We start from the raw sequence: 18,745 nt of genomic DNA on the forward strand, positions 1-18,745 counted from the left end.
AGGCCCGCGGCCACCCCGCCCAGCTTGTGGATAACCCCTTGAAAAGCTACAATCCCAGGCCCTGATCCGTTCCTCCTATCCACAAAAAGAACCCGCCTTCATGACCGAGGAACCCTCCCGCAGCCCCGACTTCGACACCGACGCCGATCCCGGCCAGGGGCTGTGGCAAGCCTGTGTCGAGCAGCTCGCGCAGGACCTGCCCGAACAGCAGTTCAACACCTGGATCAAGCCGCTCGTCGCCCAGGTCGCCCCCGACTTCTCCAAGGTCACCCTGCTGGTGGCCAACCGCTTCAAGCTCGACTGGATCCGCGCCCAGTACGCGGGCCGCATCACCGCGTTGCTCGAGGGCCTGTACGGCCAGCCGGTCACGCTGGAGTTAGCGCTCGCTCAGCGGGAAAGCGTTACCCGTACGGTGGTCCGCCCCGTGGTGCAGCAGCCCGCGGCCCCGGCAGAGACACCCATCGGCTCCACCCCGTCGGACGAGCCCGCGGCCGCCCCGTTCCGCTCGCGCCTCAACCCGGCACTCACCTTCGAGACCCTGGTGGAGGGCACGGCCAACCGCATGGCGCGTTCCGCCGCCATGCACGTCGCGGGCTCGCCCGGGCACCTGTACAACCCGCTTTTCATCTACGGCGGCGTGGGCCTGGGCAAGACCCACCTGGTGCATGCCGTGGGCAACCGCCTGCTGCAGGACAAGCCCGACGCCAAAGTTCTCTACATCCATGCCGAGCAGTTCGTCTCGGATGTGGTTAAGGCCTACCAGCGCCGCACCTTCGACGAGTTCAAGGCCCACTACCACTCGCTCGACCTGCTGCTGATCGACGACGTGCAGTTCTTCGCCAACAAGGACCGCACGCAGGAGGAGTTCTTCAACGCCTTCGAGGCGCTGCTGGCCAAGAAGAGCCACATCGTGATGACCTCGGACACCTATCCGAAGGGCCTCGCGAACATCCACGAGCGGCTTGTCTCGCGCTTCGACTCCGGCCTCACCGTCACCATCGAGCCGCCCGAGCTCGAGATGCGCGTGGCCATCCTGATCAACAAGGCCCGGGCCGAGAGCGCCGAGATGCCCGAGGAAGTCGCCTTCTTCGTCGCCAAGAACGTGCGCTCCAACGTGCGCGAACTCGAAGGCGCGCTGCGCAAGATCCTGGCCTATTCGCGCTTCAACCAGAAGGAAGTCTCCATCCAGCTCGCCCGCGAGGCGCTGCGCGACCTGCTGTCCATCCAGAACCGGCAGATCAGCGTGGAGAACATCCAGAAGACCGTCGCCGACTACTACAAGATCAAGGTGGCGGACATGTACAGCAAGAAGCGCCCGGCCTCCATCGCCCGGCCGCGCCAGATCGCGATGTACCTCGCCAAGGAACTCACGCAGAAGAGCCTTCCGGAGATCGGCGAGCTTTTCGGGGGGCGCGACCACACGACGGTGCTGCACGCGGTGCGCAAGATCGCGGGCGAACGCCAGCAGCTGACCGAGCTGAACCAGCAGCTGCACGTGCTGGAGCAGACGCTCAAGGGCTGAAGCAGCCCGCAAGACCACGGTGAAGCCCGCCCGCGCCCAGGAAATGCCCCGGTTCCCGGGCAAAATGCCAGGTTGGCCGAGGGGTGCCGGCAAAGGCATCGCCCACGCGGCCGCCGGGCGGCCCGGCACCGTCGCACAAATCACTAGGGGTTGAAGACATGATCGTCCTGAAGGCAACACAAGACAAGGTTCTCGCGGTACTGCAATCGGTCGCGGGCATCGTCGAGCGCCGGCACACGCTGCCCATCCTGGCCAACGTGCTGATCCGCAAGACCGGCAATGCCCTGCAGCTCACCACCAGCGACCTGGAAATCCAGATCCGCACCACCGCAGAACTCGGCGGCGACACGGGCGACTTCACCACCACGGTGGGCGCGCGCAAGCTGATCGACATCCTGAAGACCATGCCCGCCGACCAGACGGTGAGCCTGGAGTCGCAGCAGTCCAAGCTGGTGCTCAAGGGCGGCAAGAGCCGCTTCACCCTGCAATCGCTGCCCGCGGAAGACTTCCCCCTGGTGCAGGAATCCGCCGCCTTCGGTCCCGCCTTCAGCGTGCCGCAGAAGGTGCTGAAGGACCTGCTCGGCCAGGTGTCGTTCGCCATGGCGGTGCAGGACATCCGCTACTACCTCAACGGCATCCTGTTCGTGGCCGAGGGCAACACGCTGAGCCTGGTCGCCACCGACGGCCACCGCCTGGCCTTCGCGAGCGCCACGCTGGATGTGGAAGTGCCCAAGCAGGAAGTCATCCTGCCGCGCAAGACCGTGCTGGAACTGCAGCGCCTGCTGTCGGACGCCGGCGGCGAGAACCAGCCCCACATCGAGATGCAGTTCGCCAACAACCAGGCGAAGTTCACCTTCGGCGGCATGGAGTTCGTCACGAAGCTGGTCGAGGGCAAGTTCCCCGACTACAACCGCGTCATCCCCAAGAACCACAAGAACAGCGTCACCCTGGGCCGCGCGCCCCTGCTGGCCAGCCTGCAGCGCACGGCCATCATGACCAGCGACAAGTTCAAGGGCGTGCGCCTGAACATCGAACCCGGCACCCTGCGCGTGGCGTCCAACAACGCCGAGCAGGAAGAAGCCGTGGACGAGCTCGACATCGACTACGGCGGCGACACCATCGAGATCGGCTTCAACGTCACCTACCTCATCGACGCGCTCGCGAACATGGGCCAGGACATGGTGAAGGTGGAACTCTCCGACGGCAACAGCTCTGCGCTGATGACCATCCCCGACAACGACAACTTCAAGTACGTCGTGATGCCCATGCGCATCTGACGCACCGGTCCCCTGACTTTCTTTCGACCCCACCGGAAGCCGCACGCGGCTTCCCCGGACCCAAGGCCTTCCATGACCGCTGAGAACACCCTGCCCGAGCCCACCCTTCCCACGGGCGACAGCCAAGCGCAGTCCGTCGCAGCCCCCGACTCCGTGCCCGCCCAGGCCGCCGCGCCCAGCGACGGCTACGGCGAAGGCGCGATCCAGATCCTGGAAGGCCTGGAGGCCGTGCGCAAGCGCCCCGGCATGTACATCGGCGACACGTCGGACGGCACGGGCCTGCACCACCTCGTGTTCGAAGTGGTGGACAACTCCATCGACGAGGCGCTGGCCGGCCACTGCGACGACATCGTCGTCACCATCCACTCCGACAACTCCATCAGCGTGGTGGACAACGGCCGCGGCATTCCCACCGGCGTGAAGATGGACGACAAGCACGAGCCCAAGCGCTCGGCCGCCGAGATCGCCCTCACCGAACTGCACGCAGGCGGCAAGTTCAACCAGAACAGCTACAAGGTCTCAGGTGGCCTGCACGGCGTGGGCGTCTCGTGCGTGAACGCGCTCAGCAAGATGCTGCGCCTCACCGTGCGCCGCGACGGCAAGGTGCACCTGCTGGAGTTCAGCCAGGGCTTCGTGCAGAACCGCATCCTGGAGACGGTGAACGGCGTTGAGGTCTCGCCCATGCGCGTGACCGGCGAGACCGACAAGCGCGGCACGGAAGTCCACTTCCTGCCCGACACCGAGATCTTCAAGGAGAACAACGACTTCCACTACGAGATCCTCGCCAAGCGCCTGCGCGAGCTCTCGTTCCTGAACAACGGCGTGCGCATCCGCCTGAAGGACGAGCGCACCGGCAAGGAAGACGACTTCTCCGGCGCTGGCGGCGTGATGGGCTTCGTGCAGTTCATCAACGCCAGCAAGAAGGTGTTGCACCCCAACGCCTTCCACGCCACGGGCAGCCGCCCCGCGGAGACCTACGGCGGCATCCCCGGCACCGAGATCGGCGTGGAAGTGGCCATGCAGTGGAACGACGGCTTCAACGAATCCGTGCTCTGCTTCACCAACAACATCCCGCAGCGCGACGGCGGCACCCACCTGACCGGCCTGCGCGCTGCCATGACGCGCGTCATCGGCAAGTACATCGAGCAGAACGAGATGGCCAAGAAGGCCAAGGTCGAGGTGAGCGGCGACGACATGCGCGAAGGCCTGTGCTGTGTGCTCTCCGTGAAGGTGCCCGAGCCCAAGTTCAGCAGCCAGACCAAGGACAAGCTCGTCTCCAGCGAGGTGCGCGCGCCCGTGGAAGACATTGTCGCCAAGGCGCTCACCGACTACCTGGAAGAGCGCCCCAACGACGCCAAGATCCTCTGCGGCAAGATCGTGGAAGCCGCCCGCGCCCGCGAGGCCGCGCGCAAGGCCCGCGAGATGACGCGCCGCAAGGGCGTGCTCGACGGCATGGGCCTGCCCGGCAAGCTCGCCGACTGCCAGGAGAAAGACCCGGCGATGAGCGAGATCTACATCGTCGAGGGCGACTCCGCCGGCGGCTCCGCCAAGCAGGGCCGCGACCGGAAGTTCCAGGCCATCCTGCCGCTGCGCGGCAAGATCCTGAACGTGGAGAAGGCGCGCTACGAGAAGCTGCTCACCTCCAACGAAATCCTCACGCTCATCACCGCCCTGGGCACCGGCATCGGCAAGGCCAGCGCCGACGGCACCGGCAAGAGCGGCGCCGACGATTTCAACGTGGACAAGCTGCGCTACCACCGCATCATCATCATGACCGATGCCGACGTGGACGGCGCGCACATCCGCACCCTGCTGCTGACCTTCTTCTACCGCCAGATGCCCGAGCTGGTCGAGCGCGGCCACATCTACATCGCCCAGCCGCCGCTCTACAAGGTGAAGAACGGCAAGGAAGAGCTCTACCTGAAGGACGGCCCCGCGCTCGACACCTTCCTGCTGCGCGTGGCCCTGCGCGACGCCAGCGTGACCACCGGCGGCGAACAGGCCCGCACGCTCGATGGTGAAACCCTCAGCACCCTGGCGCAGAAGCACCAGGTGGCCGAGGCCGTCATCGAGCGCCTCTCCGCCTTCATGGACCGCGAGGCCCTGCGCGCGATCGCCGACGGCGTGGCCCTCAACCTCGACACCGTGGAAGACGCCGAGGCCAGCGCCGTCGCCCTGCAGGCCAAGCTGCGCGAACTGACCACCACCGGCGTGCCCGCCGAAGTGGCCGGCGAATTCGACGCCCGCACCGACAAGCCCGTGCTGCGCATCAGCCGCCGCCACCACGGCAACATCAAGAGCAGCGTCATCACGCAGGACTTCGTGCACGGCGCCGACTACGCCGCCCTGGCCGAAGCCGCCCACACCTTCCGCGGCCTGCTCGGCGAAGGCGCCAAGGTGCTGCGCGGCGAAGGCGAACGCCAGCGCGAGGAAAAGGTCGGCGACTTCCGCCAGGCCATGGCCTGGCTCATCAAGGAAGCCGAACGCACCACCAGCCGCCAGCGCTACAAGGGCCTGGGCGAGATGAACCCCGAACAGCTGTGGGAAACGACCATGGACCCCGAAGTCCGCCGCCTGCTGCGCGTGCAGATCGAGGACGCGATCGAGGCGGATCGGGTGTTCACGATGCTGATGGGGGATGAGGTGGAGCCGCGCAGGGACTTCATTGAGACGAATGCGTTGAGGGCGGGGAATATCGACGTTTGAGGTCGTTGTTTGCAGATGGGGCTTTCCAGCTTGGAGCGGAAGGCTCCACAGGTGAGGCCACCCCATACATAACCATGTGGCCGACTTCAGGGAGGGAGTGAGCGATGAACGGAACGACAGCGATCTACTGGATGGTGAGAGCCGGAGAGGGAGGTTTTCTCTTCGACGACTTCAAAAGCCAAGGCATCGTGGCGATCGGTTGGGAAGAAATGGATGACATGAGCAGCATGCTCAGCCGCGCCGACTTCCAGAAAGCCGCGGCGGAAGCCCATCCCCATGTCTCGGCAGGCACCTTGAGCAGCTACGCCGGCCAGACATACCGGTTCGTGCGCGAAATGAAGATCGGCGACCACGTCGTGACCTACAACCCCAGCACACGCAGCTATCTGCTCGGAACGGTGGCAGGGAACTACGAGTACGTGCCTGTAGGCACGAATGGCTACCCCAACCGCAGGCGCGTGCAATGGCGCGGCTCGATCGACCGCGACAGCCTCACCGTCGGCGCACGAAACAGCCTGGGCTCCATTTCCACGCTGTTCCAGCTGACCCTTGAAGTGGGCCAGGAGCTGGAACGACAGGCGGCCCAGCCTGCCAGCGCCGTCGCCCCGGCGCCTGAAGTCACCGCCGTCCAGGTGAGCGAGCAATACAAGGACATACAGAACCAGGCGCTGGAGTTCATCAAGGACCGCGTCAACGCGCTGGACTGGTCCGATATGCAGGAGCTCGTCGCAGGCCTGCTGCGCGCCATGGGCTACAAGACCCGCATCTCGCCCAGCGGCTCCGACCGGGGCAAGGACATCGTGGCCTCGCGCGACGGACTGGGGTTTGAAGATCCACGTATTGTGGTCGAGGTCAAGCACCGCGCGGCCGCCATGGGATCGCAAGAGATCCGCAGCTTCCTGGGAGGCCCTCATGAACGGGACAAGGGCCTGTACGTCAGCACCGGCGGCTTCACCAAGGACGCCCGCTACGAAGCCGAGCGGGGCCGCATTCCCGTCACGTTGATGGACCTGGACGATCTGGTCAAAACCCTGCTGGAACACTATGAGCAGGCCGACAGCCAGACCCAGCGGCTAGTGCCGCTGCGCAAGCTTTACTGGCCCGCCTGAGTCCCTGCGTCGGTAGCCACTGGTGCCCGGGCTACTGCGTCCCCACCGATGAATCTGCCAGCAGGCCCTGCGCACCTTGCCAGATCGCTTGCCGCCAGGGCGATTCATTTTGCGGCGGTGGGTTCACCAGATCAGTGGGATACCACCTTCCCCGGGTGCGCTGCAGTAGCTCTGGCACCAGCGCACAGCCTCTCTGTAGCCGCGTCAGGTCACGGGCCCCCAGCTCTTTGCCTACGGCCACCAACACCCCCGACTTCTGGGCCACATGCAGCAGCGCGGCCAGATTTTCGACACAGGGAGCATGGCCCATGTGCCATCCGTCTGTCAGAAGCCAATAGCGCGACCACTCCGATCCGTCCAGCCCGTCGCTCACCTCCTCGTACACCACGCTCAGCGGGCCGTCTGCACCAGGGCCCACAGGAGTGCCGATGGATTTCCAGACGGAGAGAAAACGATCTACGTTGGGCGCAGCCGTTTGGCGGGCTTGGAACCATGGGCCGTAAAGCGCAGGGTGCTTGTAATGATCGACCATGCGGTGCGGCGGCACATCCTCGCGCCCATCCAGCCAGTCGCGGCGCAGGTTCAAGTAATCAGCCGCCCAGTCCAGCAATGCGGGGGTGAGCTTGGGCTTGAGCTGATCGGGTGATGAGCAATCGGCCATGCCCAGCTCGGGCTTGGCCTGGGCAATGGCGGCAGGCACCAGACGAATGATCTGCTGCCGCGCGACGCCATGCGCTTCAAAGGCACGGATCAGCCGCTGTGCAGAGCGCCGGGCAGGGTCACGCCGCCCCCTCCACCAGTCCCAGCCCTTGCCCAACAGCCCCACCGCACTGGTAGCTTCACCGACCCACGACATGGTCAGGCCACCTCCTGCACCAGCGCCTCGGCCAAACGAGCCTGCACGGACTGGCATCCGGCCAAGCGCTGGCGCAGGTCGGCGCACAGGCGGCGAAGGGCCATGACGCGGGTGACGATGCGGGATTGTTCGGCGAGGGGTGGGACGGGCATCACCATTTTCTTGATGATTTGTCCGTTAATGTTCGGATCTTTCCGGAGCCCCCCAGCAAACGACATCCACTGAGAACGCACAGTGATCACATAGGTGTGCAGAAATTCACTGTCGATCCCAGCCACTGGAGGCAATGCAAATACAGATTGGTTGATTGTCGACGCCACGCCCAGTACGCCAGATTTGCCAATTGTTCCTGCACCGCCGTACATGGCGACACAGACCGTGCCTGCAGGGAAATACTTCAAACGGTTTTCAGCGACTGCCGCCTTAGTTATTAACTCCTCACACGTGGTGACTAGGCCGTTCGTCAAGTCAGTGGTCTTGACCCACGTTTCTGTACCGTCCGTGAAGAAATCAGTACGTGCTCTCAAAGGCGTAGTTCCGCTTCCGCCATCAAAAATGTTGCCCAACCTCACCCACTCCCACCCCACAGGCAACTCAAACGGCTTTTCCTCATCAGTGATGGGCGGCAGTGGCTTGTCGCGTTTGATCTGGCCGGTGGCGATGAGGCGGTCCTTTTCGGTGCGGATTTTCTGCAGCAGGGCGCTGGCGGGTTCGTCGGTGGGGTCTTGGGGCACGAGCAGGCCGCGCACGGCCAGTTGCAGCAGGGTTTGCTCCAGGGCGTCGATGGCTTCGGGGCGGTCCAGCAGCAGGTTGAAGTGCTGGGCCACGCGCTGCCAGTTTTCGGCCAATTCTTCGGGCGTGGTGCTGGCGGTGAGCGTGCCCAGCAGGGTGCTGACTAGTTGGGCATGTTGCGCGGCCTCCAGTTGGCCCTTGGCCTCCAGCGCATCGCACAGGCGCATCAGAGCTTCGACGCGAGTGACGATGCGGGATTGTTCAGTTAGGGGCGGGAGCGAAATAACTACGTTTGCAAAGTCCTTCCCGGAGATTTCCTTGAAAGTCGTACCAGAGGCCTCAGAATCAATTTTTCGGGCTAACTGCTTTAGATTCCAATACAAGTATTGACTCAGTCCCGCCAAATGAGGCACACAAGACTTGAAACCTTGATTGGTAGCCAGCGAATTCGCTGCAATCGCCACGTAGCCAATTGGTGCCCTGCTCGAAAACAAAACTGTCCCTGCGGGCAATACTCTCGCAGATGAAGAAGCCAAACCGTCGGCGCTAATGTCACGCCTTCCCGCAGCAACAGTAACGTCTCGCCGACCATAGAGATCAGCGGGTGTTAGCCATGGGATACCCTGGCTTGCCCAATACTTCGGCTCATCAGTCTTGGGGGTGCCTCCACCAACTACTTCGCCCAATTCGCCTACACGCGCCCAGCCCCACCCCTCCGGCAATTCAAATGGCTTTTCCTCTTCGGCAATCTCCGCCAGCGGCTTGTCCCGCTTGATCTTGCCTTCCGCAATCAGCCGATCCTTCTCCACCCGAATCTTCTGCAGCAGCCCGCCCACCGGTTCGTCGGCGGGGTCTTGCGGCACCAGCTTGCCTTGCACGGCCAGGGTGAGGATGAGTTCGCGCAGCTTGGCGACGCCACCGGGCGCGGTGGCCAATAGGTCTAAACGGGATAGCAGCATTGACTGAACACTCACTCGCCAGAGGTTTTCTTGTTCACCAAAGGGGCCAGCTTCTCCTGCGCGAGCTGATTGAGGGCCTGGGCTTGTTGCAGGCATTCGCGCAGGGCTTGCTCGGTGACCAGTTCGCCGTCGTAGTCGCTCAGATTGCGCTGTTTGCGCAAGGCGTCCAGCACGCGCACGGTGGCGGGGCTGACGCCCAGGGTGTGCGTGAGGCACTGCAGGGTGGTCTGGTGGTGGCCGGGCTTGCTGGTGGAGGTGCGCCAGCCTTGGGCGTGCAGGGCGGCGTCGGCCACGGCGCGGATGGCGGTGTAGGCGCAATCGAAGCGGGTCTCGGCACTGTTGTCGGTGCGCTGCGCGTCTTGCAGGCGGGTATGGGCGGTGGCCAGCATTTTTTGCAGCAGGGCGGCAGAGAACGGCACTTTGTCGAGCATGCCAATGCGGGCCAGGTTGTTGAGTTCTTCTTCAGGCATCGGGGTTTCCTGTCAGCACGATGCGGGGCTTGGCCAGCAGCTCCTGCACGAAGGGGTGGCCTTCGGCGCGCTGGCGTGCCCACTCGGCGGGGGTCATGACTTTGGGGTTGATCTCGCGGCCCAGCTGGGCCTGGGCGGCATAGGTGGCTTCAACCACCTGGGCAAAGCTGGCGCTGCCCACTACCAGCAAATCCACATCGCTGCCTGCGTGGGCGCTGCCGCTGGCCATGGAGCCAAAGACAAAGGCCAACGTCACTTGGTCGCCCAGCCGCTGCAGGGCCTGGCGCAGTACGTCGGCCAAGCCGGTCGTCTTGCGGATGAGGGCCTGCAGTTCGGCAAAGACAGGGTGGCCCGTGTTGGCCTGAAACTGCACCTGGTTGCCCACGCGCTCACTGGTGAGCAGGCCGACATGGCACAGCGCGTCCAGCTCTTTTTTCAGGGTGCCGGGAGCGGCCTGCGTCTGGCGGGCCAGTTCGCGCAGGTGCATTTTCCGATCGGGCTGCATCAGCAGCAGCGCCAGCACTTTGCGCCGGTACTGGTTGGGAAACAGCAGGTCAGCAAGCGCAGGATGTGTTTTCAAATGAGAAACGATTGTTTTCTTTAAGAAAACACATTATGCATCCCAGCGACTGAAGCCCTGCACCCGTAGTGCTGCCGGCTGAGGCCTCAGCAAAAGACGTTGCAGATCATCAGACGCTGGTAACTTTGGCAGATAAAGACTGCGCTAGGATGCCCTTCAATTCATCGCGCAGAGCCTGGGCCTCGGCCTGCAAACGGGCATAGTCGGCCAGCAGCACGTTGGGGTCGTGGCTTTGCTGCTCGCCAACGTGGGGGTTCTTCTGGTCCAGGTTGTAGCCTGCGGCCTTGATCTGGTCGATGCTGACCTTCCAGGCCTGCTCGTTCTCCACGCGGGCGGCAAAGCCGTCGGCCTCGGTGCCCCACCAGGCTTTCTCGGCATCGAATTCGTTGATGCGGATGGGCTTGGTCTTGTTGTAGTTTTTCACGCCCGGCGGGTAGGGGTGCTCGTAGTACCAGATGTGCTGCGTCGGCTGGCCCTTGGTGAAGAACAGCAGGTTGGTCTTGATGCCGGTATAGGGAGCGAACACGCCATTGGGCAGGCGGACGATGGTGTGCAGGTTGCACTGCTGCAGCAGTTGTTCCTTGATGCGGGCCTTCACGCCTTCACCGAACAGAAAGCCGTCGGGCAGCACCACGGCAGCGCGGCCATGGGGCTTGAGCAGGTGCTGGATGAGCACAAGGAAAAGGTCGGCCGTTTCCTTGGTGCGCACGTCGGCGGGGAAGCCGGCCTCGATGCCGGGCTCTTCGATGCCGCCGAAGGGCGGGTTGGTGAGGATGACGTTGACACGGTCTGCCGCCGTGTAGTCGCGCAGCGGGCGGGCCAAGGTGTTGTCGTGCACGATCTGGCTGGGTACTTCGATACCGTGCAGCAGCAGGTTGGTGACGCACAGCATGTGCGGAAGCTGCTTTTTTTCTACGCCACGGATGCTGTTTTGCAGCACCGCTTCTTGGTCGGCATTGCGCACCTGTCTGCGCAGGTGCTCGATGGCGCAGACCAGGAAGCCGCCGGTACCGGTGGCTGGGTCCATGACGCTTTCGCCCAGTTGGGGGTTGGTCATGTCCACCATGAACTGGGTGACGGCGCGGGGCGTATAGAACTCGCCCGCGTTGCCGGCGCTCTGCAGGTCGCGCAGGATCTTTTCGTACAGGTCGTTGAACTGGTGGCGTTCGGCCTGCCGGTTGAAGTCGATCGCGTTCAGCTTGTTGACCACCTGACGCAGAAGGTGGCCGCTCTTCATGTAGTTGTAAGCGTCTTCGAACACGCCGCGCACCACGTAGCCGCGCGGGTTGCGCACGGGATCGGCATTCAGGCCCTTAAGAGCCGGGAAGAGTTGCTTGTCGACAAAATCCAGCAAGGCCTCGCCGGTCATGCCTTCCGGATTCGCGGCCCAGGCGCGCCAACGAAGGTGTTCGGGGATGGGGCTCTGGTAATGATCGCGGGTGGTTTCAAGCTCCTCTTCAAGCGCATCAAAGACTTTGAGGAACAGCAGCCAGGTCAGCTGGCTGATGCGCTGTGCATCGCCGTCAACGCCAGAGTCCTGGCGCATGATGTCTTGAATGGATTTGATGACAGGGGACAGGTTGGACATGCGCGGTTATCGATCCAGGATCTTCTTTTTCTCTGCAGCAAACTCTTCGTCGGTCAGCACGCCTTTGGTCTTGAGGTCGTGCAGTTTTTTCAGCTCTTCGTACTTGTCAATGTCCAGCTTTTTAAGCTTGGGGATGCTGACCGCATCGGGGAATTCGTGGGGCATGGGCAAGATGACCGGGTCCGGGCCCTTGCTGCCGCCGCGCGTGATGTTCTTGTAGACACCCAACCCCGCACCGATGACGGCACCCGCCACCGGCCCGATTAACGGTACCGGTATGGCCACCACGGCACCCACCGCAGCGCCTGCTGCCGCATCGCGGGCCATGTCGGTTTTCAGGGCATCCTTGCCCAACCGGGCTATTTCTGTCACCACTTTGGTGGCGGTGTCCACAGCCGCGTCCGTAGTGCGTTTGACGTCGGCAGGCTCGGGGCGAAGGTCTTGGGCTACCTGGACCGCCTTGGTCTTGGCTTTGTTCAGCAGGTCTTTCATGATGGTGCGCCTTCTCCAGCAGTGCTGCCGGTTGACGTGGTGGGGAAATACAGTTCACGCTCCAGCGCGGCGAGCGCATGAAGGTACTGTGGGCGGCCGCCGAAGCTTCGCACCAGTTCCACTGGGCTGCCAAGGCCGGCAAACGGCTGAAGCTTGAACACCTCATTGCTTTCGATGGTGGAGACACCTTCGTCGGCATATTTGTCGAGCAGCGCGTCCAGCACCTTGCGGGCCGTGGGACCGTACTGCGTGAAAACGTTGCGCTTCTTCACACGCTGTGCACGCTCGCGGCGGGTGAGCGGAGGCTGATCGTAGGCCACGTGCAGCAGCAGGTCGAAAGGATCGAGTTCCTTACCCACCTCCGCGGCCAGCGCATCGATCATCACGCCTTGTGCCTCCAGTTCGGACAGCAATGCCGCCTTGCGGTCGGCCTGGTGCCATGTCTGCAGGAACTGGTCCAGCGATTCGTATTGTTTGCGCAGGTTGATGCGCGTGTAGTCGCGCAAGCTCTCCGTCACCAGTTTGCCCTGGGCGTTGAGGTATTGCACACGCTCTCGGGCCACTACCACGGTCACATCGTGGCCCACCGTGTATTTCCGTGGTTCGTCCGAAGTGCTCGCACCTCCCTGGTCAGAGTCGGAACCAGGTGATGGCCAGCCGGGAGTGGTTGCATCAGGCGGAGCTGGGGGGTCTGCAAACGGAGGTGCCAATGGCTCATCAGGCCCCGGTTCGTACACCTGCACTGGGTCACCATCGAATTGCTCGTCCGCGAACAATTCCGTGGCCCGCTTGAAGTCGAGAATGGTGAACCAGCTCTTGTCCAGGTCTTCCCGCAAACGGGTTCCTCGGCCAATGATCTGCTTGAAGAGCGTCATGGACCGGATGGTCTGATCGAGCACGATCACCTTGCATGTTTGCGCGTCCACACCCGTGCTCATGAGCCTGGACGTGGTGGCGATCACCGGATAGGTTTTTTCCGGATCGATGAAGTTGTCCAGCTCGCGTTTGCCCTCGGCATTGTCCCCCGTGATCTGCACCACGTATCTCGGCTGGGAAGCGCAAATGTCGGCATTGGCGTTGCTCAATGCCTGCCGCATGCGGGCCGCGTGTTCGATGTCTTCACAGAACACGATGGTCTTCGCGTAACGGTCCGTGGCTTTCAGGTACTCCGTGATCTTTCGGGCCACGACTGCATCGCGCTGCTCCAGCACGAGCTTTCGGTTCATGTCCGCGCCGGTGTAGATGCGGTCTTCGATCAGGTGCCCGAATTTGTCGCGCATGCCCTCCGTGGGGCGCCAGCCGAAGGTGTCTCGATCGAGATCCACGCGAACGACCTTGTATGGGGCGAGGTAGCCGTCTTCGATCCCCTGGCGAAGGCTGTAGGTGTAGAGCGGCTCGCCAAAATAATCGATATTGGAGACATCTTCCGTTTCTTTCGGAGTGGCCGTCAGTCCGATCTGCGCCGCGCTGGAAAAGTACGTGAGGATGTCGCGCCAGGCCGAGTCCTCCGCAGCACTGCCACGGTGGCACTCGTCCACGACGATGAGATCGAAGAAATCCGGGCTGAACTGCTTATAGATGTTGCGCTCTTCGTCCGAACCGGTCACGGCCTGGTAGAGCGAGAGATAGATTTCGTAGCTTTTGTCTACCTGCTTGGTGCTTTTGCTCACCGCAGTGACGATGTTGTCCACCGCCGGTTGACCCGCAGCATCGATGCGCTCCACACCCTTGGCATTGGGGCTGAGTTTGGCCATGGCTCCCTTGAACGGCCGGAAGTCATTGACCATGGTCTGGTCGATGAGGATGTTCCGGTCTGCCAGAAACAGGATGCGCTTCTGCCCTGCCGCTTTACCAGCCAGCCACGGAGACTTCCACAGCCGGTGAATGATTTGGAACGCGGTATAGGTCTTGCCTGTTCCGGTGGCCATGACAAGCAATACCCTCTTCTGCCCAGCCGCGATGGCTTCGACGGTGCGATTGATGGCCAGAAGCTGGTAGTAGCGGGGTGTCTTGCTGGGTGCATAGTCGGTGCTGGCGATCTGTTCCACCTCCGGCGGCCAGCCCTTCCAGACGCAATACTTGGCCCACAGTTCGTCAGGGGAAGGAAACTCGGTGAGCGTGAGGTTTCGCTCCAGCACACCATCCGAGAGCGTGGTGTCGCGGAAGACGAAGCCCTCGCCATTGCTTGCAAAGCTGAAAGGTACCCCGAGCAACTCGGCATACTGGATTGCCTGTGGCATTCCAGCTCCCACCGCATGATGGGGGTCCTTGGCTTCGACCACTGCCAGCGGAACGTTGGGCTTGTGGAACAGAACGTAGTCCGCACGCAGGATGCTGTTCTTGTCGCGAAACGCTGTGTTTCCGCGCACCACCACTCGTCCGGCACGCAACGTGTACTCGCGCAACACTTGGGCGATCAGGTCCCAGCCTGCGCTGGCAATGGCCGGACTGATACGCTTCTCGCAAACGTCGGTTTCGCTCCAGTTTTTCTTGTCCATGGCTCCTCGCCCGTTCTTCCAGCCCTGGCCTCACCTATCCACGGCAGGAAGGACCATTATCCGAGAGGAATCCGCATGCGGGCACCTACCCCTGCACCGCCTCCCACCCCAACCCGAACTTGAGCAAATACTTCCGCAGCCGGTCCGCATCATTGACAACCGACCGCTGCGTACGCGACTGGTCGAACAACCGGCGCCCCGCTTCCGACAGCGTCGCGCACTCCCTGCAGACGCGCACGACAGCCTCCAGCTGCAGGCGGTCGAACAGGTCCAGCGTGCGGGCCATGCCAGCGGGCAGCAGGCGGTCCAGCTCCTGATCCAGGTCGGCATACGGGCCTTCGCCACGGCCCCCGAGGCCCGCGGCTGAGCCCCCTGTCTGTGCATGGCGCAACTCCCCCGCAGGCTGCCAAAGCCACCGCAAGCGCTGGATCTCCGCATCGACCAAGGCGGTGGAGATCCGCCCCCCGTCCGCCAGGGTCGCCATGCGGGTCACGCTGGCCGACAGGTCACGGAAATTACCGTTCCACGTGGCCTCCGGCGACCGCGCGAACTGCAGGTAACGGGCCTTGGCCTCGGCGCTGAAGCGCACGGCGCGGCCGGCTTCCTCGGCCACGCGCGCGAGCAGGTGGTCCACGTTCGGCTCGATGTCTTCGGGACGCCGGGCGAGGCCCGGCAGCACATAGGACCAGAGGTTGATGCGGGCGAACAGGTCTTCGCGGAAGCGCCCCTCAGCGACGTCGATGCGCAGGTCGCGGTTGGTGCCGGCGATGAGCTGGAAGTTGCTGGCCACTTCCTTGTCGCTGCCCATGGGAAAGAAGCGCTTTTCTTCCACGGCCTTCAGCAGCATGGCCTGTTCGTCCAGGCCCAGTTCGCCGATCTCGTCCAGGAACAGCACGCCCTCGTGCGCGGTGCGCAGCAGGCCGGCGCGGTCGGCCGCCGCGCCGGTGAAGGCGCCCTTGCGGTGCCCGAACAGGGTGGACGCTGCGCCGTCGCCGCGCAGCGTGGCGCAGTTCACTTCCACGAAGTCGCCCTGCACCTGGTGGCGGGATTTCTTGAGTTCGAACATGCGCCGGGCCAGATGCGATTTGCCGGCGCCCGTGGGGCCCGTGAGCAGGATGGGCGCCTGCGATCGCACGGCCACGCGTTCGATTTCGTCGATGAGGGCATTGAAGCGCGCGTTGCGCGTGGCGATGCCGCTCTTGAGGAATTCCCGTGCGTCCGCCCGGGCCTGGCTGAAGCGCTGGGCCAGCGCGTCGTAGCGGGAGAGGTCCAGGTCGATCAGCGCGTAGCTGCCGGGGTGGCCGCTCTCCTGTTTGCGGGGCGGTGCGGTCTGCAGCAGCACGCCGGGGATGAAGCGCGACTCCACCATCAGGAACATGCAGATCTGCGCGACGTGGGTGCCGGTGGTGATGTGCGCCCAGTACTGCTCCCTGGCAGGGTCGAAACGGTAACCGCGCACCCAGTCGTAGAGGGCGGCGTACATCTCGCCGAAGTCCCACGGGTCCGCCACGTCCATGGGCACCAGGTTCACGGTGGTCTGCGGCGAGATGTCGGCAATGTCGCGCACCACGGTCTGCGCCAGCGCCGCGTACTTGGTCGCGTAGAGCAGTTCCATCCGGTCCACCAGCATGTCTTCGTGCTGCACGAGCGATACCGTGGGCCGCCACTTGGCCCAGCGCCCCGCTCCCAGGCCGGAATCGAGTTGGGTACCGATGAAACCGATGACGACGTTGCGCTTGGACATAGCTTTCTGGATAGATAGCTTATCTCACATTCTAGTTTTGGATGATTTTTGAATGCCGTGAGTTGGATGCAGAAGCCGGTCCAGGAGGATTTTTCTCTTTCCGATCAACGGGTTATGGAATCTCGCTTCTATTGGCATCCGGGTTGGCACGCGCGTTGCAAAGAAGAAGGCACTTACGAAGAAACGCAACGCATACGAGAGGTCATCATGGTCAACACGCAACTCTTCCAGACGCTCAAGGCACGCCTGCTGCCCGACGCCATGGCGTGCAATGCGGCCCAGGCGCCCGCCTACGCCTTCGGCCCGCGGCACCAACTCGCGCAACTGGCCGCCACGGGTTGCCTGAGCCGCACCTTCTATGCGGATGCGCAGGACCAACTCGACCAGGTAACGGCGCTGGCCCGCGCGCTGGAGCCCTCTTTCCTCGCCAGGACGGCGCTGTATGCCCGCGAATCCGGACACATGAAGGACATGCCCGCCCTGCTGGCCGCGCACCTCGCGGTGCGCGACGTGGCCCTGCTGGGCCAGGTGTTCGGCCGGGTGGTGGACAACGGCAAGATGCTGCGCAATTTCGTGCAGATCGTGCGCAGCGGGGCCGTGGGCCGCAAGTCGCTGGGTACGCGGCCGAAGAAGCTGGTGCAGCAATGGCTGCTGACGGCGTCCGAGAAGCAGCTGCTGAATGCCGCCGTGGGCAACACGCCTTCGCTGGCCGACGTGGTGAAGATGGTCCATCCCAAGCCGGCCGAGGCCTGGCGTGCGGCGTGGTTCGCCTGGCTGCTCGGCAAGCCGGTGGATGAAGCGGCGCTGCCGCCCATCACCCAGGCGTTCGAGCGTTTCAAGCGCGAAAGCGCCCAGGGCCTGGCGACCGACGTGCCGGACGTTCCGTTCCAGATGCTGACCACACTGGAGCTGGGCCCGGCGCAGTGGGCGCAGATCGCCCGGGCGGGGTCGTGGCAGATGGTGCGCCAGAACCTGAACACCTTTGCGCGGCATGGCGTGTTCGGGCTGCCCGGCATGGCCGAGGCGGTGGCCGCCAAGCTGGCCGACCCGCAGGCGGTGGCGAAGGCACGGGTGATGCCGTACCAGTTGCTGTCCGCCTTCAAGGCGGCAGGCGACGCGGTGCCCGAGGCGGTGCGAGATGCACTGCAGGACGTGATGGAGCTGTCGCTGGCCCACGTGCCGGCCTTACAGGGCCGGGTGGTGGTGTGCCCCGATGTGTCGGGTTCGATGGGTTCGCCCGTGACGGGCTACCGGGGGACGGCGACGTCCCGCGTGCGGTGCATCGATGTGGCCGCCCTCGTGGCTGCCGCCGTGCTGCGCCGCAACCCGCAGGCCCGCGTGCTGCCGTTCGAGCAGGAGGTGGTGAAGCTGCGGCTCAACGCCCGCGACTCGGTGATGACCAACGCGCAGGCGCTGGCCGCCATCGGTGGCGGGGGGACCAACTGCAGTGCGCCGCTGGCCCTGCTGAACCGTGAGCGCGCCGCCGTGGACCTGGTGATCCTGGTATCGGACAACGAATCCTGGGTGGACGCACGGCGCCATGGCGCGACGCGGACGATGCTCGAGTGGGAGGCGCTGAAGCAGCGCAACCCGCAGGCGCGGCTGGTGTGCATCGACATCCAGCCGAATGCGACGACGCAGGCCGCCGAGCGCAGCGACATCCTGAACGTCGGGGGATTCTCCGACGCGGTGTTCGGGATGGTCGGCCACTTCGCCGCAGGTACGCTGGACGCAGAGCACTGGGTAGGAGAGATAGAGAAGATGCCGCTGGCCGCGCAGTAGCGCAGCGGGAATGGAAGTTGGAGGATGTCCCGGGCGAATGCCTGCAGGAGTACAGCACCTTTTGGCCACGCGGGCCTGCAAGCCCGCAACGGAAACCCCGTCGGCCGCTCTTGCACCCTTCGTCGCCCGGGGCAGCCGCCTGGTCACACATTTTTGCGATGCTTTGCTGCGAATGCAGGTGGAACTACAGCCTGTCACGCTCGTGGTCGCGGGTTCGATTCCCGCCGGCGCCCTCCGGGTGCCGTAGCTCAGTGGATAGAGCACGATTGTTTCACCACCCCTTGTCGCAGCGGGCATCCCTTTTTTCGCGGTGAATGCGGATGGGAATACAGGTAGACGCACGCGGCGCTTGCCGCGGTCCCCTTGGATCATTTCCATGGGGCGTCCGGGTTCAAACCCCGGTCCAGCGATGGATGGCGGAAGACAATTT

13 protein-coding genes are annotated in these 18,745 nt (G+C 63.8%); 5 read left to right on the forward strand and 8 right to left on the reverse strand.

What is annotated here, in order from left to right:
* Nucleotides 1–100: 100 nt before the first annotated feature.
* From dnaA to ACGHC0_RS00020, 4 genes are all read left to right on the forward strand, one after another.
* Nucleotides 101–1,522, forward strand: a complete 1,422-nt coding sequence (gene dnaA / locus ACGHC0_RS00005; protein WP_019700678.1) for a chromosomal replication initiator protein DnaA — start codon at nucleotides 101–103, stop codon at nucleotides 1,520–1,522.
* A 158-nt stretch (nucleotides 1,523–1,680) separates the two neighbouring features.
* Nucleotides 1,681–2,799, forward strand: a complete 1,119-nt coding sequence (gene dnaN, locus ACGHC0_RS00010) for a DNA polymerase III subunit beta (RefSeq protein ID WP_107158276.1) — start codon at nucleotides 1,681–1,683, stop codon at nucleotides 2,797–2,799.
* A 72-nt stretch (nucleotides 2,800–2,871) separates the two neighbouring features.
* Nucleotides 2,872–5,505: a DNA topoisomerase (ATP-hydrolyzing) subunit B gene (gyrB, locus tag ACGHC0_RS00015; RefSeq protein WP_415267059.1), complete on the forward strand. Its 2,634-nt coding sequence runs from the start codon at nucleotides 2,872–2,874 to the stop codon at nucleotides 5,503–5,505.
* Nucleotides 5,506–5,609: 104 nt separating this feature from the next.
* Complete coding sequence (locus ACGHC0_RS00020) at nucleotides 5,610–6,614, forward strand: restriction endonuclease (RefSeq protein WP_368353442.1); 1,005 nt, start codon at nucleotides 5,610–5,612, stop codon at nucleotides 6,612–6,614.
* 31 nt (nucleotides 6,615–6,645) lie between these two features.
* Here the strand turns inward: ACGHC0_RS00020 and ACGHC0_RS00025 are convergent, their stop codons facing one another.
* From ACGHC0_RS00025 to rtcR, 8 genes are all read right to left on the reverse strand, one after another.
* Nucleotides 6,646–7,470: a hypothetical protein gene (locus tag ACGHC0_RS00025; RefSeq protein ID WP_368353443.1), complete on the reverse strand. Its 825-nt coding sequence runs from the start codon at nucleotides 7,468–7,470 to the stop codon at nucleotides 6,646–6,648.
* Between the two features lie 2 nt (nucleotides 7,471–7,472).
* Nucleotides 7,473–9,161 carry a restriction endonuclease subunit S gene (locus tag ACGHC0_RS00030; protein ID WP_415267060.1) on the reverse strand — a complete coding sequence of 563 codons (1,689 nt, stop codon included), beginning with the start codon at nucleotides 9,159–9,161 and terminating at the stop codon, nucleotides 7,473–7,475.
* An 11-nt stretch (nucleotides 9,162–9,172) separates the two neighbouring features.
* Nucleotides 9,173–9,631 (reverse strand): hypothetical protein, encoded by a 459-nt coding sequence (locus tag ACGHC0_RS00035; RefSeq protein WP_368353445.1) that lies wholly within the window; start codon nucleotides 9,629–9,631, stop codon nucleotides 9,173–9,175.
* Nucleotides 9,624–10,154 carry a nucleotidyltransferase domain-containing protein gene (locus ACGHC0_RS00040; RefSeq protein ID WP_368353446.1) on the reverse strand — a complete coding sequence of 177 codons (531 nt, stop codon included), beginning with the start codon at nucleotides 10,152–10,154 and terminating at the stop codon, nucleotides 9,624–9,626. Before ACGHC0_RS00040 ends, ACGHC0_RS00035 begins: the two co-directional genes overlap by 8 nt.
* 166 nt (nucleotides 10,155–10,320) lie before the next feature.
* Nucleotides 10,321–11,799: a type I restriction-modification system subunit M gene (locus ACGHC0_RS00045; protein WP_368353447.1), complete on the reverse strand. Its 1,479-nt coding sequence runs from the start codon at nucleotides 11,797–11,799 to the stop codon at nucleotides 10,321–10,323.
* Nucleotides 11,800–11,805: 6 nt separating this feature from the next.
* On the reverse strand, nucleotides 11,806–12,291 hold the full coding sequence (locus ACGHC0_RS00050; protein WP_368353448.1) for an SHOCT domain-containing protein: 486 nt from the start codon (nucleotides 12,289–12,291) through the stop codon (nucleotides 11,806–11,808).
* Nucleotides 12,288–14,789 (reverse strand): EcoAI/FtnUII family type I restriction enzme subunit R, encoded by a 2,502-nt coding sequence (gene hsdR, locus ACGHC0_RS00055; protein WP_368353449.1) that lies wholly within the window; start codon nucleotides 14,787–14,789, stop codon nucleotides 12,288–12,290. Before hsdR ends, ACGHC0_RS00050 begins: the two co-directional genes overlap by 4 nt.
* Nucleotides 14,790–14,874: 85 nt before the next feature.
* On the reverse strand, nucleotides 14,875–16,533 hold the full coding sequence (rtcR, locus tag ACGHC0_RS00060) for an RNA repair transcriptional activator RtcR (protein ID WP_415267061.1): 1,659 nt from the start codon (nucleotides 16,531–16,533) through the stop codon (nucleotides 14,875–14,877).
* A gap of 207 nt (nucleotides 16,534–16,740) precedes the next feature.
* On the opposite strand from rtcR, the gene ACGHC0_RS00065 reads away from it, so the two are divergent.
* Nucleotides 16,741–18,315 carry a vWA domain-containing protein gene (locus ACGHC0_RS00065; protein WP_415267062.1) on the forward strand — a complete coding sequence of 525 codons (1,575 nt, stop codon included), beginning with the start codon at nucleotides 16,741–16,743 and terminating at the stop codon, nucleotides 18,313–18,315.
* Nucleotides 18,316–18,745: the final 430 nt, after the last annotated feature.

The sequence above is a fragment of the Acidovorax sacchari genome (genome assembly GCF_042847045.1).
GTDB lineage: Bacteria > Pseudomonadota > Gammaproteobacteria > Burkholderiales > Burkholderiaceae_C > Paracidovorax > Paracidovorax sacchari.

Bases quoted from the DNA above. Each gene is read 5' to 3' on its own strand.
- dnaA (WP_019700678.1), top strand. From the start codon at position 101: ATGACCGAGGAACCCTCCCGCAGCCCCGACTTCGACACCGACGCCGAT.
- dnaN (WP_107158276.1), top strand. From the start codon at position 1,681: ATGATCGTCCTGAAGGCAACACAAGACAAGGTTCTCGCGGTACTGCAA.
- gyrB (WP_415267059.1), top strand. From the start codon at position 2,872: ATGACCGCTGAGAACACCCTGCCCGAGCCCACCCTTCCCACGGGCGAC.
- ACGHC0_RS00020 (WP_368353442.1), top strand. From the start codon at position 5,610: ATGAACGGAACGACAGCGATCTACTGGATGGTGAGAGCCGGAGAGGGA.
- ACGHC0_RS00025 (WP_368353443.1), bottom strand. From the start codon at position 7,470: ATGTCGTGGGTCGGTGAAGCTACCAGTGCGGTGGGGCTGTTGGGCAAG.
- ACGHC0_RS00030 (WP_415267060.1), bottom strand. From the start codon at position 9,161: ATGCTGCTATCCCGTTTAGACCTATTGGCCACCGCGCCCGGTGGCGTC.
- ACGHC0_RS00035 (WP_368353445.1), bottom strand. From the start codon at position 9,631: ATGCCTGAAGAAGAACTCAACAACCTGGCCCGCATTGGCATGCTCGAC.
- ACGHC0_RS00045 (WP_368353447.1), bottom strand. From the start codon at position 11,799: ATGTCCAACCTGTCCCCTGTCATCAAATCCATTCAAGACATCATGCGC.
- ACGHC0_RS00050 (WP_368353448.1), bottom strand. From the start codon at position 12,291: ATGAAAGACCTGCTGAACAAAGCCAAGACCAAGGCGGTCCAGGTAGCC.
- hsdR (WP_368353449.1), bottom strand. From the start codon at position 14,789: ATGGACAAGAAAAACTGGAGCGAAACCGACGTTTGCGAGAAGCGTATC.
- rtcR (WP_415267061.1), bottom strand. From the start codon at position 16,533: ATGTCCAAGCGCAACGTCGTCATCGGTTTCATCGGTACCCAACTCGAT.
- ACGHC0_RS00065 (WP_415267062.1), top strand. From the start codon at position 16,741: ATGGTCAACACGCAACTCTTCCAGACGCTCAAGGCACGCCTGCTGCCC.